The sequence below is a fragment of the Rhodococcus sp. NPDC003382 genome, assembly GCF_053589135.1.
On record NZ_JBSFRH010000010.1, the window covers coordinates 12851 to 30109 of the forward strand.

Annotated in this window: 10 protein-coding genes and 1 pseudogene; 5 read left to right on the forward strand and 6 right to left on the reverse strand. The window is 69.0% G+C overall.

The window, feature by feature from the left end; translation table 11 throughout:
• Window position 1: 1 nt before the first annotated feature.
• Both ACWDUD_RS09390 and ACWDUD_RS09395 read right to left on the reverse strand, forming a co-directional pair.
• Window positions 2–796 (reverse strand): potassium channel family protein, encoded by a 795-nt coding sequence (locus ACWDUD_RS09390; protein WP_450109138.1) that lies wholly within the window; start codon window positions 794–796, stop codon window positions 2–4.
• Window positions 711–1502 (reverse strand): annotated as a pseudogene (locus ACWDUD_RS09395) (NAD-binding protein); the annotation flags it as partial. The pseudogene ACWDUD_RS09395 and the gene ACWDUD_RS09390, both read right to left, overlap by 86 nt.
• A gap of 28 nt (window positions 1503–1530) precedes the next feature.
• On the opposite strand from ACWDUD_RS09395, the gene ACWDUD_RS09400 reads away from it, so the two are divergent.
• The 5 genes from ACWDUD_RS09400 (at window position 1531) to dxs (ending at window position 9166) form a co-directional block, all read left to right on the forward strand.
• Window positions 1531–3531 carry an APC family permease gene (locus ACWDUD_RS09400; RefSeq protein WP_450109139.1) on the forward strand — a complete coding sequence of 667 codons (2001 nt, stop codon included), beginning with the start codon at window positions 1531–1533 and terminating at the stop codon, window positions 3529–3531.
• Window positions 3528–4820, forward strand: coding sequence for a class I SAM-dependent RNA methyltransferase (locus ACWDUD_RS09405; protein ID WP_450109140.1), 1293 nt, complete (start codon window positions 3528–3530; stop codon window positions 4818–4820). The genes ACWDUD_RS09400 and ACWDUD_RS09405 overlap by 4 nt, the downstream gene beginning before the upstream one ends.
• A 127-nt stretch (window positions 4821–4947) precedes the next feature.
• Window positions 4948–5409 (forward strand): MarR family winged helix-turn-helix transcriptional regulator, encoded by a 462-nt coding sequence (locus tag ACWDUD_RS09410; protein WP_450109141.1) that lies wholly within the window; start codon window positions 4948–4950, stop codon window positions 5407–5409.
• Window positions 5409–6983: an MDR family MFS transporter gene (locus ACWDUD_RS09415; RefSeq protein WP_450109142.1), complete on the forward strand. Its 1575-nt coding sequence runs from the start codon at window positions 5409–5411 to the stop codon at window positions 6981–6983. The genes ACWDUD_RS09410 and ACWDUD_RS09415 overlap by 1 nt, the downstream gene beginning before the upstream one ends.
• 248 nt (window positions 6984–7231) lie before the next feature.
• Complete coding sequence (dxs, locus tag ACWDUD_RS09420) at window positions 7232–9166, forward strand: 1-deoxy-D-xylulose-5-phosphate synthase (protein ID WP_450109143.1); 1935 nt, start codon at window positions 7232–7234, stop codon at window positions 9164–9166.
• Window positions 9167–9281: 115 nt separating this feature from the next.
• Here dxs and ACWDUD_RS09425 read toward each other — a convergent pair whose 3' ends face one another.
• The 4 genes from ACWDUD_RS09425 to ACWDUD_RS09440 form a co-directional block, all read right to left on the reverse strand.
• The gene (locus ACWDUD_RS09425) at window positions 9282–10721 is read right to left on the reverse strand and encodes a sugar porter family MFS transporter (RefSeq protein WP_269437615.1); all 1440 of its coding nucleotides are present in this window, start codon (window positions 10719–10721) and stop codon (window positions 9282–9284) included.
• A 113-nt stretch (window positions 10722–10834) separates the two neighbouring features.
• Window positions 10835–12946: a 3-hydroxyacyl-CoA dehydrogenase NAD-binding domain-containing protein gene (locus tag ACWDUD_RS09430; RefSeq protein ID WP_450109144.1), complete on the reverse strand. Its 2112-nt coding sequence runs from the start codon at window positions 12944–12946 to the stop codon at window positions 10835–10837.
• On the reverse strand, window positions 12947–14167 hold the full coding sequence (locus ACWDUD_RS09435) for a thiolase family protein (RefSeq protein WP_197252536.1): 1221 nt from the start codon (window positions 14165–14167) through the stop codon (window positions 12947–12949). It abuts the gene before it with no gap.
• Between the two features lie 176 nt (window positions 14168–14343).
• A complete protein-coding gene (locus tag ACWDUD_RS09440) occupies window positions 14344–17256 on the reverse strand; it encodes an FAD-binding and (Fe-S)-binding domain-containing protein (protein WP_450109145.1) in 2913 nt (970 codons plus the stop codon).
• Window positions 17257–17259: the final 3 nt, after the last annotated feature.

Below are 17259 nucleotides of genomic sequence, written 5' to 3' on the forward strand. Positions count from 1 at the left end.
CCTAGAGCCCGATCGCCTCGCGCAGTTCCTGTTCGACCTCGACGGACGCGACGAACAGCAGTTCGTCGCCACCCTCGAGCGGATCGTCGGGCTGCGGCACGATCACCCGATCGCCCCGCAGGATCGTCACGAGCGCCGCGTCGCGCGGCAGAGCCAGCTTCCGGACCGGCTTGCCGGCGAGTGCTGTCGTGTCGGGCAGTGTGATCTCGACGAGGTTGGCGCCCTTGCGCAGCGTCATCAGGCGAACCAGGTCGCCGACCGAGACCGCTTCCTCGACGAGGGCGGCGAGCATCCGCGGCGTGGACACCGCGACGTCGACGCCCCACGACTCGTCGAACAACCATTCGTTGCGGGGGTCGTTGACGCGCGCCACCACCCGCGACACGGCGAATTCGGTGGTCGCGAGCAGGCTGAGCACGAGATTGGTCTTGTCGTCGCCGGTGGCGGCGATGACCACGTCGTAGTTCTGGAGTTCGGCCGCTTCGAGCAGACTCAGCTCGCACGCGTCGGCGTGCACCCACTTGGCGTCCGGTACCGATTCGGGTTCGACATGCTCGAGTTTGCGTTCGAGCAGCATGACCTCGTGCTTGTTGCGGATGAGTTCGCGCGCGATCGAGCGCCCGACGGCGCCCGCACCGGCGATCGCCACCTTCATCTGCGTGGTCCTCTCAGTCGTTCTCGGCGGGCGGGTTCGCGGCCAGCGCGAGCGCCTCGGCGACGGTGCCCGACACCGCCGCGATGTACACCTGGTCGTCGGCCTGCAGCACCGTCTTGCGGTCGGGCAGCAGCCCGGCACCGAAGCGGATGATGAACGCGACCCGAGACTGTGTCGCGTCCTCGAGTTCCGTGACGTTACGGCCGATCCAGTCCTCGTGGAGGCTCACCTCCGCGACCGCGACCGTCCCCGTCGGGTCGCGCCAGCGGGTGGTCTCGGCGTCGCGGACGAGCGCATGCAGGAAGCGGTCCGTGGTCCACGGGACGGTCGCGACGGTCGGGATGCCGAGCCGCTCGTAGACCGCGGCGCGCTTGGCGTCGTAGATGCGGGCGACGACCCGCTCGATTCCGAATGTCTCGCGCGCCACACGCGCGGAGATGATGTTGGAATTGTCACCCGACGACACCGCGGCGAAGGCGTCGGCGCGCTCGATTCCGGCTCGCACGAGCACATCCCGGTCGAATCCCATGCCGACGATCGTCTGTCCGGGAAAGTCCGGACCGAGGCGCAGGAAGGCGCTGGGGTCGCGGTCGATGACCGCGACCTCGTTCCCGAGACGGACGAGTGCTGCGGCCAGCGACGATCCCACTCGACCGCACCCCATCACCACCACGAACACGCTCGATCTCCGTTCCGCTGCTACGCCCGACCGGCAACGTCCATTGTCCGGCGGTCGCCGGGTTGCCGAACCGAAACCGTACCGCCCCGTGCGGCGATCGCGCGTGCAACCAGCATCCAGGCTCCACAATTCGGCCATATCGGACAGGGGAGCGGGTCGGGGGTCCATCGGACGTGCGACGGCTTAGGCTTTGCGAGTGTCCAAGCTTTCGACCGCCACGAAGCGGTTGTTGTTGGGTAGGCCGTTCCGTAGCGACACGCTCGGCCACACCCTGTTGCCGAAGCGGATCGCCTTGCCGGTCTTCGCATCGGACGCATTGTCCTCGGTGGCGTACGCGCCCGAGGAGATCTTCCTGGTCCTTTCGGTCGCCGGCATGTCGGCCTTCGTGTTCGCGCCGTGGATCGGGGTGATGGTCGCGATCGTGCTGGCCGTCGTCGTGGCCAGCTATCGGCAGAACGTGCACGCCTATCCGTCCGGGGGTGGCGACTACGAGGTCGCGACCACCAATCTCGGTCCAACCGCCGGCCTGACCGTCGGCAGCGCCCTCATGGTCGACTACGTGCTCACCGTCGCGGTGTCGATCTCGTCGGCCGCGGCGAACATCGGCTCGGCGGTGCCGTTCGTCGCGCAGCACAAGGTGCTCTTCGCGATCATCGCCATCGCGATCCTCACCGCCGTGAATCTGCGGGGTCTGCGGGAGGCCGGGACCGCCTTCGCCATCCCCACTTACGCATTCATGTTCGGTGTGCTGGTCATGCTGGTCTGGGGCCTGACCCGCATCTTCGTGCTGGGGGAGGACCTGCAGGCTGAATCGGCGGGGTTCGAGCTGACGGCCGAACAGTCGAACCTGACGGCGATCGCGTTCGCGTTCCTCCTCGCCCGGGCCTTCTCCTCGGGTTGTGCCGCCCTGACCGGTGTCGAGGCCATCAGCAACGGCGTGCCGGCGTTCCGGAAGCCCAAGTCGCGCAACGCGGCGACGACCCTGCTGATGCTGGGCGGCATCGCGATCACGCTGCTGCTGGGTATCATCGTGCTCGCCGAGAAGATCGGTGTCGTGATCGCCGAGGACCCGGCGACCCAGCTGCAGGGCGCCCCGGAGGGATACCACCAGAAGACACTGATCGCGCAGCTCGCGGAAACCGTGTTCGACGACTTCCCACTCGGCTTCTACCTGATCACGATCGTCACCGCCCTGATCCTGGTGCTCGCCGCCAACACGGCGTTCAACGGGTTCCCGGTGCTCGCGTCGGTGCTGGCCCAGGACCGGTATCTGCCACGCCAGCTGCACACCCGTGGCGATCGCCTCGCGTTCAGCAACGGCATCCTGTTCCTGTCGGGTGTCGCGATCGTGTTCGTGTGGGTGTTCGGCGCCGAGGTCACCCACCTCATCCAGCTCTACATCGTCGGGGTGTTCGTGTCGTTCACCCTGAGCCAGACCGGCATGATCCGGCACTGGACCCGGCACCTGGCGACGGAGACCGATCCGAACCAGCGCCGCCGCATGATCCGGTCGCGCGTGGTCAACACGATCGGCCTCGTCATGACCGCGACCGTGCTGGTCATCGTGCTCATCACGAAGTTCGTTGCGGGCGCGTGGATCGCGATCGTCACGATGATCGCGATCTTCGGGCTGATGAAGGCGATTCGCCGGCACTACGACAGCGTCGCCGCGGAACTCGAGGGCACCGAATGGGACGGTGTGCTGCCCAGTCGCACGCACTCGATCGTTCTCGTCTCGAAGATGCACCATCCGACGATGCGCGCCCTCGCGTACGCGCGGGCGACCCGCCCGGACACGCTCGAAGCGGTCACCGTCAACGTCGACGACGCGGACACCCGCCAGCTGGTGCGGCAGTGGGAGAGCAGCGACATCACCGTGCCGCTCAAGGTCGTCGAATCGCCCTACCGGGAGATCACGCGCCCGGTCCTCGAATACGTCAAGCGGGTGCGCCGCGATTCGCCGCGCGACGTGGTGACCGTGTTCATTCCGGAATACGTGGTCGGGCACTGGTGGGAGCAGATTCTGCACAATCAGAGCGCGCTGCGCCTGAAGAGCAGGCTGCTGTTCCAGCCCGGGGTGATGGTCACGAGCGTGCCCTGGCAGCTGCACTCGTCGGCTGATGTACGCAAGGAACGAATCGACGCGGCGCCCGGTGCGGTACGGCGCGGACTCGACGATCAGGAGGAACAACGGTGAGCCGGCACGAACGGCAGGTCCCGCCGACGGATTGGTCGGGTCGCCGGATCGAGGTGATCCTCGGCAACCCCGCCCACGGCGGCTCGACCGTCGCGCGCTACGAGGGGCGGGTGGTATTCGTCCGGCACGGGTTGCCCGGCGAACGGGTGATTGCGCTCGTCACCGAGGATCGCGGTGGGGCCTACTGTTTCGCCGACGCGGTGCAGATCCTGGAGGCCTCGCCCGACCGGGTGCACCCGGTGTGCCCGATCTCGGGGCCGGGCGGCGCCGGCTGCTGCGACCTGTCCCACGCGAGCGTGCCCGCGCAACAGCGCATCGGCGCCGCGGTGGTGGCGGAACAGTTGCGTCGGCTCGGCGGGATCGACCGGCCGGTCGAGGTCGAACTGCTCCCCGGCGGCGAGCCGGACGGCACCCGATGGCGGACCCGGGTGCGCCTGGCCGTCGACCGGGTCGGAAACCCGGGCTTCCGCCGGCACCACAGTCACGACGTGGAGACGGACCTGGCGTGCCCTCAGATCGAGGCGCGCGCGTACGTCGGGCTGACCGACCGGGTGTGGCAGCCCGGTGCCGAACTGCAGGTGGTGCTGGACGCGGACGGCGAGCGGCACGTCGTGGAGATCGCGCCGCCCCACGTGTCGCGGACCGGTCGCCGTAGTCCCGGTCGCCGGGGTGCGTCGGCGCGGCGCGCGGCGGCGAGTGCGCCGCGCGCGGAGAAGGTGATGGAGGGTTCGGGCCGTCCGGTCGAACGGGTCGGGACGCGGGAATGGAGGCTCTCCGCGACCGGATTCTGGCAGGCGCACCGCGGCGCCGCCGCGACCTATTCGCGGGTCGTGGGGGAGTGGGCCGATGCCTCCGCGGGGGCGACGGCCTGGGATCTGTACGGCGGGGTCGGGGTGTTCGCGGCCGCGTTGGCCGCCCAGGTCGGTGAGGGAGGCCGGGTCGAGTCGGTCGAGTTGTCGCGCAGTGCGATCGACGACGGCGCTCTCGCCCTCGCGGACCTGCCGCAGGTGCGGTTCCACCACGGGCGGGTCGAACGGGTGGCCGCGGAGCTGCCGCGTCCCGAAGTGGTGGTGCTGGATCCGCCGCGCGCGGGCGCGGGCCGCGAGGTGATCGAGACGATCACCGCGGCGGAGCCGCAGCGGATCGTGCACATCGGATGCGATGCCGCGTCGTTCGGTCGGGACGTGGGGCTGTATCGATCGCACGGTTTCGAACTCGCCGATCTGCGGGTGTTCGCGGCGTTCCCGTCGACGCACCACGTGGAGTGCCTGGCGCTGTTCACGCGCTGACCGTCGTCGACAATCCCGGCACGGTGGGCCCGTGCCGGGATTCGTCCGTTTTAGGGCTAATTGCTTGCAGCAATCAACTAACGTATAGTTGCATGACGCAAGCAATTGATTCGAACGGAGTAGGCGGATGGCGGTTCCCACGGACACGGCAAGCGCCCTGGTCGACGTGATCTTCATGCTCGGCCGCACGGTCCGGACCGCACTGTCGCAGATCGACGAGGAAGCGCTGCCCGCCGCGTTGGTGGGGGTTCTCTTCCTCTTGTGGCGCACCGGCGAATGCCGGCAGAACGAACTCGCCAGCGAGATGTGTGTGAGCCAGTCCGCCTTGAGCCGCCAGATCGGGGAGCTCGTCGAGCGGGGCTACATCGACCGGCATCCCGACCCGGACGACAAACGCGCCCACCGAGTGAGGGTGTCCGACACCGGTGTCGAGCTGCTGCGCGGGGTCCGGGACCGCCGCGCCGCGCGCCTGAAGGACGCACTCGCCGGCTGGGACGAAACCGAAATGGACGACGCGCTGCGGGTGCTCGGCCGCCTCAACGACACGCTCGCACCCGTTCTCACCGATAACGCACGAAGGACCGCCTGATGACGCAAACGACACACGGAGCACCGGGGACACACCCGGGTGACTCGATGACACACCGGGAGATCCTCGAAGCCCTCGCCGGACTTCTCGCCGCGCTGTTCACCGCGCTGCTCAGCAGCACCATCGTCGCGACGGCGCTGCCCACCATCATCGGTGACCTGCAGGGCAGCCAGACCCAGTACGCGTGGGTCATAACCACCGCCCTGCTCGCGAACGCCGCCAGCACCCCGATCTGGGGGAAGCTCGCCGACCTGTTCAACAAGAAGACGCTCGTGCAGTCCGCGATCGTCATCTTCGTCGCCGGTTCGCTTCTCGCCGGTGTCGCCCACAACGTGCCGGTGCTGCTCGCCGCCCGCGTCGTCCAGGGTCTGGGTATGGGCGGTCTGACCGCGCTCGTCGTCGCGATCATCGGCACGATCATCCCGCCGCGCAACCGCGGCCGGTACTCCGGCTACATGGGCGCCGTCATGGCGGTGGCGATGTCCGGCGGTCCGATCCTCGGCGGCGTCATCGTCGACAGCCCCCTCGGCTGGCGCTGGTGCTTCTACGTGTGCGTGCCGATCGCGGTGATTTCCCTGGTGCTGCTGCAGCGCACCCTGCACATCACCACGGAACGCAAGAGCGACGTGCGCATCGACTGGCTCGGCGCGACCCTGCTCACCGCCGGTGTCAGCGTGCTGCTGGTGTGGGTCTCGTTCGCGGGCTCGGGCTTCGAGTGGTTCTCCACCGAATCGGCCCTGTACGTGATCGTCGGCGTCGCGCTGCTCGTCGCCACCGTGATCGTCGAGTCCAAGGTCGCCGATCCGGTCGTCCCGCTGAAGATCATCACCGAGCGCACCACCGGACTGGCGATCATCGCCTCCGTCGCCGTCGGTATCGGCCTGTTCGGCGCCACCACCTTCCTCGGCCAGTACTTCCAGACCGCGCGCGGCTTCAGCCCCACCGAGGCAGGCATCCTGACCATCCCGATGGTCGCGGGCACGCTCGTCTCGTCGGTCGTCTCCGGCCAGCTGATCACCCGCTTCGGTGAGTGGAAGGCCTTCCTCATCGGCGGTGCCGTCCTGCAGTTCGCCGGATTCGCGCTCCTGGGCACGATCGATCACACCACGTCGCTGTGGCTGATCGGGGTGTACATCGCGATCGTCGGCCTCGGCACCGGCATGCTCATGCAGAACCTGGTGCTCGCGGTGCAGAACACGGTCAGCGTCCGCAACATCGGTGCGGCCAGCAGCTCGGTCGCGTTCTTCCGCACCTTCGGCGGGGCGATCGGCGTGTCCGTCCTCGGCTCCATTCTGGCCAGCCGGGTCGCCACCCTGTCGGCCGAGGGCTTCGCGAAGATGGGCATCGAGACCGGTTCGGGCGCCGGCGGCGGCAACCTCGACCTGGGCGCTCTGCCGGAGCCGGTCGCGGCGATCATCCGCGGCGCCTACGGCGACGCCACCGGTCTGCTGTTCCTGGTCGCCGCTGCGTTCGCGGTCGTGACCCTCGTCGCGGTGGTCCTCATCCCGAAGCGGCAGCTGCGCACCACCATCGACATGGTGCCGGAGGAGAAGGAACCCGTCTCGGTGTCCTGATCCGCCGTCACGACAATCGCATCGAACGCCGTGTACCCCTGGTGCACGGCGTTCGGTCTGTGCGGAGCGGGTGAACGATCGGGGCCTTTCTGTGAGGAACATCACGATGGTCCGCCGGTGAGGTCATAACCTCATGTGAGACCCGCCGTGAGGCCGGTGCGTGGGCGGAAGTGCTTCCTGCGCTCCGTAGACTGAGTGGAACTGCTCGCGCGCCACCGCGTGAGTCGAGCCGGAGGGAGCAAAACCAGTTGGGTGTCCTTTCCCGCATCCAGTCGCCCGACGACGTGCGGCGGCTCACGCCTGCCGAGGTCAAGGAGCTCGCCGGTGAGATCCGGCGGTTCCTCGTCGAGAAGGTTTCCGCGACCGGTGGTCACCTCGGCCCGAACCTCGGTGTCGTCGAACTGACCCTCGCCCTGCACCGCACCTTCGATTCGCCGCACGACCCGATCCTCTTCGACACCGGCCACCAGGCCTACGTCCACAAGATCCTCACCGGTCGCGCCGACAGCTTCGACACGCTGCGCCAGAAGGGTGGCCTGTCCGGTTATCCCTGCCGCGCCGAGAGCGAGCACGACTGGATCGAGTCCTCGCACGCGTCGGCGGCCCTGTCCTACGCGGACGGCCTGGCCAAGGCGTACGCGCTCACCGGGCAGCGCGACCGCACGGTCGTCGCGGTCGTCGGCGACGGCGCCCTCACCGGTGGCATGTGCTGGGAAGCGCTCAACAACATCGCCGCCGGTAAGGACCGGTCGGTGGTCATCGTCGTCAACGACAACGGACGCTCCTATGCGCCGACCATCGGGGGTCTCGCCGACCACCTGGCGGCACTGCGGATGCAGCCGGGCTACGAGAAACTTCTCGACAACGGCCGGCGCTTCGTGAAGAAGCTGCCGTGGGTCGGTCCGGCCGCCTACTCGGTGCTGCACGGGATGAAGGCCGGCATCAAGGATGCGATCAGCCCGCAGGTGATGTTCACGGATCTGGGCATCAAGTACCTCGGTCCCGTCGACGGGCACGACGAACCCGCCCTCGAGGGGGCCCTGCGCCGCGCCAAGGCGTACGGCGGACCGGTCCTCGTGCACGCGGTCACCCGGAAGGGCGCCGGCTACGCTCCGGCCGAGAACCACCTGGCCGACCAGATGCACGCGACCGGCGTCATGGATCCCCGCACCGGCCGGTCCACGTCCTCGGCGTCGGTGCCGGACTGGACGTCGGTGTTCTCCGACGAACTCATCGCGCAGGCACAGGATCGCGCCGACATCGTGGCGATCACCGCCGCGATGGCCGGGCCGACCGGGCTTGCCAAGTTCGGCGAACGGTTCCCGGACCGGATGTTCGACGTCGGCATCGCCGAGCAGCATGCGGTCACCTCCGCGGCGGGCCTGGCGCTGGGCGGCCTGCACCCGGTGGTCGCGGTGTACTCGACGTTCCTCAACCGCGCGTTCGACCAGTTGCTCATGGACGTGGCCCTGCACAAGCTGCCGGTCACCCTCGTGCTCGACCGGGCGGGTATCACCGGCTCCGACGGCGCCAGCCACAACGGCATGTGGGACTTCTCGCTGCTGGGAATCGTGCCCGGCATCCGCGTGGCCGCACCGCGTGACGGCGCGACCCTGCGCGAGGAACTCGGCGAGGCGCTCGCGGTCGACGACGGCCCGACTGCTCTGCGGTTCCCGAAAGGAGCGGTGGGCGAGGACATTCCGGCGCTCGAACGTCTCGACGGAACCGTCGACGTGCTGCGGATGCCGGACGGGCGCAGCGGCGACGTGCTGCTCGTTGCCGTCGGCGCGTTCGCCGGTCTGGCGCTCGACACCGCCGAACGCCTCGCGCAGCAGGGCATCACCGCCGCGGTCGTCGACCCGCGGTGGGTGCTGCCGGTCCCGGCCGCGGTGACCGAACTCGCCCGCAATTTCCGGGTCGTGGTGACCGTGGAGGACAGCGGCGTGCACGGAGGTGTCGGATCCGCGGTCGCGGCTGCGCTCAGCGACGCCGACGTCGACGTGCCCACCCGCGAACTGGGTGTGCCGCAACGGTTCCTCGAGCACGCCTCGCGCAGTCAGATCCACCAGGAACTCGGGTTGACCGCGCAGGACGTGGCCCGTCGCATCACCGGATGGGTCGCGGGACTCGACTCCGCCGACGCGGCGGAATCGGTCGAGGAACGCAACCGCGGCGTCGGCTGACCCACTGCTCCGCCGCCTCCGAAAACGCCACCGCTCGTGCGTGTTTTCGGTAGCGGGCGCTACCGGAACCACGCACGAGCGCGGGGGGGCTGCCGACCCGTCGCGCAGTGCTGCGTCAGGTGTGCATCTCCTCGAGTTCCATGCCCTTCGTCTCCGGGATCTTCGCCTTCACGAAGAAGAACGACAGCAGCGCGAAGAACGCGAACAGGCTGTAGAGGAACCACAACCCGACCGTGCCCGTCAGAGGCGGGAACGCCAGGGTGACAGTGAAATTCGCCAGCCAGTTCGCGGCCGTGCTCAAACCCAGAGCGACGGCGCGCATCCGGTTGGGGAACATCTCGCCGAGCATCACCCACATGATCGGGCCCCATGTCGCGGCGAAGAACACCACGAACATGTTGGCGCCCACGAGCGCGACCGGACCCCACGGGCTGGGCAGCTCGACGTTCTCGCCTTCGCCGATCGCCTGCGAGAAGGCGACGGCCGCGAGCACCAGGCTCACGAACATCCCGATCGAGCCGATCATGAGCAGGATCCGTCGTCCGATTCGGTCCACGAACAGGATCGCCACGAATGTCATCGCCACGTTGATCACCGACGTGATCACCGAGGTGGTGAAGGATTGGTTCTCGCTGAACCCCACCGACTTCCACAGTGTGGTCGAGTAGTAGAAGATCGCGTTGATGCCGACGAACTGCTGGAAGATCGCCATGATGATGCCGATCCACACCAGCGGCTGCAGGCCGAACCGCGGACCGCGGATGTCCCCGAACGAGCGCGTCGATTCGCGCCGGAGCGTCAGCCGGATCTCGTGCACGCGTTCGTTCGGCCGGAGCTCGCCGGTGATGTTCGCGAGGATGTCCGCGGCCTCCTGGTCCAGGTTCTTGCCGACGAGAAAGCGCGGTGACTCCGGAATCATCAGCGCCAGAATGCCGTACACGAGAGCGGGAACCACGCCGACGAGGAACATCCAGCGCCACGCCTCGAGGCCCCACCACAGATCGTTCGACGGGCCGCCGGCGGCGTTCTGCAACACCGCATCCGACAGCAGGGCCGCGAAGATGCCGATGGTGATGGCGAGCTGCTGCAGCGAGGCGAGCGCGCCGCGATAGCGGGCCGGTGCGATCTCGGAGATGTAGGTCGGTGCGATCACCGACGCGATGCCGATGCCGAGGCCGCCGATCACACGCCATAGCATCAGATCCGGAACACTGAACGCGTACCCGGAGCCGACCGACGAGATCACGAACAGTGCGGAGCCGAGCAGCATCACCTTCTTGCGGCCCCATCGGTCGGCGAGTTCCCCGGCGAACCAGGCGCCGACGGCGCAACCGAGCAGGGCGATGGCGACGGCGAAACCGGTGAAGAAGTCGCCGAGACCGAAGTTCTCCTGGATCGAGTCGACCGCCCCGTTGATGACCGAACTGTCGAAGCCGAACAGGAATCCGCCGACGGCCGCGGCGACCGTCACGGCGATGACCTTGGCTGCGTGCCCACCGGAGGGTTGCGTCATGGGGCACCTACTTTCGTCGGGCGTCGCTGCCGCGCTGTCCAATCCGAATCAACGCTACGCCGGAAGTGCCTGCTCGCACGGCCGTTTGTGCAACGACGGCGCATCACCGTGCGGTGATGCGCCGTCGTCGGGTGCCGGTTCGTCGAGGGCGGAGGTCAGCGGGGGACGCTGGCGACTCCCGGCTCGAGGAATCGCTTGCCGTTCACCGCTTCCGAGGTTCCGGTGCGGTCCAGGTACGGGGTGATGCCACCGTTCCAGAACGCGAAACCGCCACCGAGGATCAGGCACAGGTCGATGTCCTGGGGAGCCGCGACCACGCCCTCTTCGAGCATGATGCGGATCTCCTCGGCGAACGCGCGGCGGGTGCGGTCGAGCACCTCGTCGGCGGTGGAGGGCTTGTCACCCTGCGGCCACAGCGCGGCGACCTCGGGATCGACGACCTGACCGTTCTCGCCGTAGGTCCACACGCCGGGCTTGCGGGCCTCGACGAGGGCCGACAGGCCGGCCGACGGCTTGAACCGATCCGGGTACGCCGCCTGCAGCGTCTCACCCGTGTGCAGGGCGATCGCCGGGCCGACGAGCGCGAGCAGCGTGAACGGGCTCATCGGCATGCCGAGCGCGGCCACCGCATTGTCCGCGACGTCGAACGGGGTGCCCTCGTCGACGGCGGCGATGACCTCGCCGAGCGTGCGGGTGACCAGGCGGTTGAACACGAAGCCCGGCTTGTCGCCGCACAGCACCGCCGACTTCTTCAGCGCCTTCGCGGTCGCGAACGCCGTTGCGAGGGTCGCGTCGTCGGTCTTCTCGCCCTTGATGACCTCGAGCAGCGGCAGGACCGCGACCGGGTTGAAGAAGTGGAAGCCCACGACCCGCTCCGGGTGCTGCAGATCCGCCGCCATCTCCGTGATCGACAGCGACGAGGTGTTGGTCGCCAGGATCGTCTCGGGGGAGATGTGCTGCTCGAGCTCGGCGAACACGTTCTTCTTGACGTCCATGTTCTCGAAGACGGCTTCGATGACGAAGTCGGTCTTCGCGAACGCGGCCTTGTCGAGCGAACCGGTCACCAGTGCCTTGAGGCGGTTGGCGGCGTCCGGGGACAGCCGGCCCTTGCCCAGCAGCTTGTCGATCTCGGTATGGACGTAGCCGACACCCTTGTCGATGCGCTCCTGGTCGATGTCGGTGAGGATCACCGGGACCTGGAGCTGCTTGACGAACAGCAGCGCGAGCTGGCTGGCCATCAGGCCCGCGCCGACGATGCCGACGCCGGTGATCTTGCGGGCCAGCGACTTGTCCGGGGCTCCGGCCGGGCGCTTGGCGCGCTTGTTGACCAGGTCGAACGCGTACAGGCCGGCGCGCAGTTCGTCGGAGAGCAGCAGGTCCGCCAGCGCTTCGTCCTCGGCGGCGAACCCGGCCGCGAGGGACGCCGCGTCGGAGATGTCGGTGCCGCGGGCGGTCTCGAGCAGCTCGATCGCCTTGGCCGGAGCCGGAGCGAAGCCGCGGGTCTTGCCGTCGACGAGCGCCTTGGCGCGGGCGATCGCGGCATCCCAGCCGGCGCCGCGGTCGATCTCCGGGCGGGCCGGAGTGATCTCGCCGGCCAGGACCTTCGCGGCCCACGCGAGGGACTGCTCGAGGAAGTCCGCGGATCCGAGGACGATGTCCGCGTAGCCGAGGTCGGCGGCCTGCTTCGCCTTGATGGTGCGGCCGTTGTTGAGCGGGTTCTCCAGGATCAGCGTGACCGCGGCGTCCGGGCCGACGATGTTCGGCAGCAGCTGGGTGCCGCCCCACGCCGGGACGAGGCCGAGCATGGTCTCGGGCAGGCCGAGGGCCGGCACGTTGTCGGCGACGGTGCGGTAGTGGCAGTGCAGACCCACCTCGAGGCCGCCGCCGAGGGCGAGGCCGTTGACGAACGCGAAGGTCGGGACCTCGGAGGTGCACAGGCGGCCGAACACCCGGTGGCCGAGCTGCCCGAGTTCGAGGCCCTGCTCCCGGGTGGTCACGGCGGGCACACCCTTGAGGTCCGCGCCCGCGGCGAAGATGAACGGCTTGCCGGTGACGGCGATCGCGGCGGGGTTCGCGGCGAAGGCCTCGTCGAGCGCGGCGTCGAACGCGAGCAGACCCTTCGGGCCGAACGAGTTCGGCTTGGTGTGGTCGAAACCGTTGTCGAGGGTGATCAGCGCGACCTTGCCCTCGATACCGGGAACGGACACCAGCTTCGTGTACGCGTTGGTGACTACCTCGTCGGCGAAAGCATCGATTATTGCGGTCATTTACTTCTCTCCCGCCCGGTAGTCGGCGTGGTTGGGGTTCTCCCAGATGACGGTGCCGCCCATGCCGAGGCCGATGCACATGGTGGTCAGGCCGTAGCGGACGTCCGGGTTCTGCGCGAACTGGCGGGAGAGCTGGGTCATCAGGCGCACACCCGAGGAGGCGAGCGGGTGGCCGCAGGCGATGGCGCCGCCCCACTGGTTGACGCGCGGGTCGTCGTCGGCGATGCCGAAGTGCTCGAGGAACGCGAGCACTTGCACGGCGAACGCCTCGTTGATCTCGAACAGGCCGATGTCCTCGATCTTCAGACCGGTCCGGGCGAGCACCTTCTCGGTCGCGGGGACCGGGCCGATGCCCATGACGGCGGGATCGACACCCTGGAACGCGAAGCCGACCATCCGCATACCCACGGGCAGGCCCAGTTCGGCGGCGGTGTCCTCACCGGCCAGGATGCACGCGGTCGCGCCGTCGTTGAGACCGGCGGCGTTGCCTGCGGTGATCCGGCCCGCGGTGCGGAACGGCGTCTTGAGCTGGGCGAGGTCCTCGACGGTGGTGCCGGGGCGCGGCGGCTCGTCCTCGGTGGCCAGGCCCCAGCCGTTCGCCGACCGGGTGGCGACGGGCGTGATGGTGTCGGCGATGAAGCCGGCCTTCTTCGCGGCGTCGTACTTGTTCTGCGACGCGACGGCGTAGGCGTCGGTGCGCTCCTTGGTGATCGACGGGAACCGGTCGTGCAGGTTCTCGGCGGTGTTGCCCATGACCAGCGCGGACGGGTCGACCAGGCGGTCCGCGAGGAAGCGCGGGTTCGGGTCCGCGCCCTCGCCCATCGGGTGGCGGCCCATGTGCTCGACGCCACCGGCGACGACGACGTCGTACTGGCCGAAGCCGATGCCCGACGCGGTGGTGGTCACGGCGGTCATCGCACCGGCGCACATGCGGTCGATCGCAAAACCGGGAACGGTCTCGGGCAGACCTGCGAGGATCGCCGAGGTGCGGCCGATGGTCAGGCCCTGGTCACCGGTCTGGGTCGTGGCCGCGATCGCGACCTCGTCGACGCGCTCCGGCGGCAGCTGCGGGTTGCGGCGCAGAAGCTCGCGGATCGCCTTGACGACCAGGTCGTCGGCGCGGGTTTCGGCGTAGATGCCCTTCGCCCCGGCCTTGCCGAAGGGGGTGCGGATGCCGTCGACGAACACGACGCCGCGTTGCGTTGAGGTGGTTGGAGCCACGCTGATTCCTCCTGATGGAGCGATGCTCTCGTCTCGTCGCAGTCCGCGACGAGCGGTGGGTTCCGGCCGTGGAAGGTCCGACGCATGAGAGCCTACCCGACGTTACCGCCGAGTAACTTATCACCTTCGGCACAGGTGGGAGACGCGGTTGCGGGGTTGTGATGCGATGGTGTCGATCACGTGTCCGAGCCCCCTCGGACCGCGGCGGCGAGCAGCTGTGCGGCGTGCTGCGGGGTCACCGAGGGCAACAGGTCGCGAATCTGTGTACGGCAGCTGAACCCGTCCGCCAGAATCGTCGTCCCCGGATCGGCCGCCCGGATCGCAGGCAGCAACTTGTCCTCGGCGCACGCGACCGACACCTCGTAGTGGCCGGCTTCGAATCCGAAGTTCCCGGCGAGCCCGCAGCAACCGGCGTCGAGAACAGTGGTGTCCACACCCGCGTGGTCCAGCACCGTGGCGTCGTCGCGGTAGCCCATCACCGCGTGCTGGTGGCAGTGCGGCTGAATCAGCGCCGGCACCCCGAGCGCGTGCGACGGGCGCCAGTCCGGCGCCCTCGACTGCAGCAACTCCCCGAGGGTGAATGTCTGCGCCGCCAGCCGCCGGGCGTCCTCGTTGCCGGGCATCAACTCGGGCAGATCCGACCGGAACACCGCCGCGCAACTCGGCTCGAGCACCACGACGGGAGTGCCGGAACGCAGGACCGGAGCGAGCAGCCGCAGGGTACGGGTGAGCACCTTCTGCGCGACCGCGAGCTGTCCCGTCGAGATCCACGTCAGGCCGCAGCAGGCGAACTCCTCGGGCACCTCGACCGCGAATCCTGCGGCTTCGAGCACCGTCACGGCGTCCCGGGCGATGTCCGGCTCGAAGTTGTCGGTGAACGTGTCCGGCCACAACACCACCGGCCCGTGCACTCGGTGCGGCGGCGGGGGCTCGCGCCGTCGCCACCACTGCGTGAACCGCTGCCGGGCGAACCGCGGGAGAGTTCGCCGAGGGTCGATGCCCCCGGCCCGGGCGAGCAGCGGCGACAACCCACGCGCGTGGGCGGCGGCGTTGACCACGGAGGGGGCCGCCGAGGCGACCCGGGCCAGCACCGGCAGCCAGCCCATCGAATAGTGCGCGCGGGGACGCACCCGGCCGCGGTAGTGGTGGAACAGGAACTCGGCCTTGTAGGTGGCCATGTCGACGTTGACGGGGCAGTCCGAGAGGCAGCCCTTGCAGGCCAGGCACAGATCGAGCGCGTCCCGGACCGCCTCCGAGCGCCATCCGTCCGTGATGACCTCGCCGTTGAGCATCTCGAACAGCAGCCGGGCGCGACCGCGGGTGGAGTGCTCCTCCTCGCCGGTGGCCCGGTAGCTCGGGCACATCACTCCGGACTCGTGACCGCGGCACTTGCCCACGCCCACACACCGCGCGGCGGCGCGCGAGAAGCGGTGGTCGTCGTCCGGGAACCCGAACCGGGTCGCGGGTTCGAGCGGCAGGTACGCGGAACCCTGGCGCAGGTTCTCGTCGAGCCGGTAGGGCGCGACGATCTTGCCGGGATTCATCCGGTTACCGGGATCGAACAGGTTCTTGAGCTCCCCGAACGCCGTGACCAGCCGGTCGCCGAACATGATCGGCAACAGCTCTCCGCGGGACTGGCCGTCGCCGTGTTCCCCGGACAGCGACCCGCCGTATCCGACGACCAGGTGTGCGGCCTCCTCCACGAAACGGCGGTAGCGTGCGACGCCGGGCGCGGTACGCAGATCGAAGGGGATGCGGGTGTGCACGCACCCGTGGCCGAAGTGCCCGTACAACGAGGCGGTGCCGTAGTCGTACCGGTCGAGCAGATCCCGGAAGTCCCGCAGATAGTCGCCGAGACGCTCCGGGGGGACCGCCGCGTCCTCCCAGCCTTCGTGGGTCTCCGGCCCGTCCGGGGGATAGGCGGTGGCGCCGAGTCCCGCCTCGCGCGCGGCCCACACCTTCTTCTCGAGGGCCGGGTCGTCGAGCACGCGCGTCGACGCCGACCTGTCGCGTTCCAGGTGTGCGATCATCGCGCGGGCCCGCTCGTCCGACTCGTCGGTGCTGTCGCCGGTGAACCGCGCCAGCAGCCACGCGGATCCCTCCGGCAGTTCGGCGAGCGCCTTCTCGGCGAGGCGCTTGCTGTGCTCGAGCGTGACGAGCCGGTGGTCGATGCCCTCGAGTGCGGCTGGATCGTGTTCGAGTACGAGGGGCACCGCGTCCGCGGCCTCGACGATGTCGCCGAATCCGGCGACGACGAGCGTCTCGGCGGCCGGGACCGCAACGAGATCCAGTTCGGCGCGCAACACCGTGACCAGGGTGCTCTCCGAGCCGGTGAGCAATCCCGCCACGTGGAAACCGTTCTCCGGCAACAGTGAATCGAGGTTGTAGCCGGACACGCGCCGCGGAATCCGTGGGTAGCGGGCGCGGATCTCGTCGGCGTACGAGTCGCGCAACCGGCGCAGCCCCCGGTAGATCTCGGCGCGCCGGCCCCCGGCGGCAACGATCCGGTCGAACTCGTCGTCGTCGGTGGCTCCGACCCAGATCCGCAACCCGTCGTGGGTGAGCACCTCGAGGCGGCGCACCGAATCGACGGTCTTGCCGTACGCCTGGGCCGTCGAACCGCACGAGTTGTTGCCGATCATGCCGCCGATGGTGCAGCTCACGTGCGTCGAGGGCTTCGGACCGAACATCAGGCCGTCCGGGTCGAGCTTGTTGTTGAGGACGTCGAGCGCGATGCCGGGTTCGACCTGCACGGTGCCGGCGTCGGCGTCCACCGACAGCACGCGGTGGCAGTACTTGGTCCAGTCGAGCACCACCGCGGTGTTGCAGCACTGACCGGCCAGGCTGGTGCCGCCACCGCGGGAGAGCACCGGCACGTCGCGTTCGTGGCACACCGCGACCGCGGCGACCGCGGCTTCCGGGGTCCGGGGCACCACCACACCGATGGGCACCTGACGGTAGTTCGAGGCGTCGGTCGAGTACGCGGCGCGCGAACCGGGGTCGAACCGGACCTCGCCGTCGACGCGGTCCCGCAGGTCCTGCTCGAGCGCGGTGAACGGCAGTGTGGACCGGTGGAGTTCGGAAGTCATTGC

What these genes read in the sequence shown, in the direction of transcription:
- ACWDUD_RS09410 (WP_450109141.1), top strand. Translation starts at nt 4,948, where the DNA reads ATGGCGGTTCCCACGGACACGGCAAGCGCCCTGGTCGACGTGATCTTC.
- ACWDUD_RS09415 (WP_450109142.1), top strand. Translation starts at nt 5,409, where the DNA reads ATGACGCAAACGACACACGGAGCACCGGGGACACACCCGGGTGACTCG.
- ACWDUD_RS09430 (WP_450109144.1), bottom strand. Translation starts at nt 12,946, where the DNA reads ATGACCGCAATAATCGATGCTTTCGCCGACGAGGTAGTCACCAACGCG.
- ACWDUD_RS09440 (WP_450109145.1), bottom strand. Translation starts at nt 17,256, where the DNA reads ATGACTTCCGAACTCCACCGGTCCACACTGCCGTTCACCGCGCTCGAG.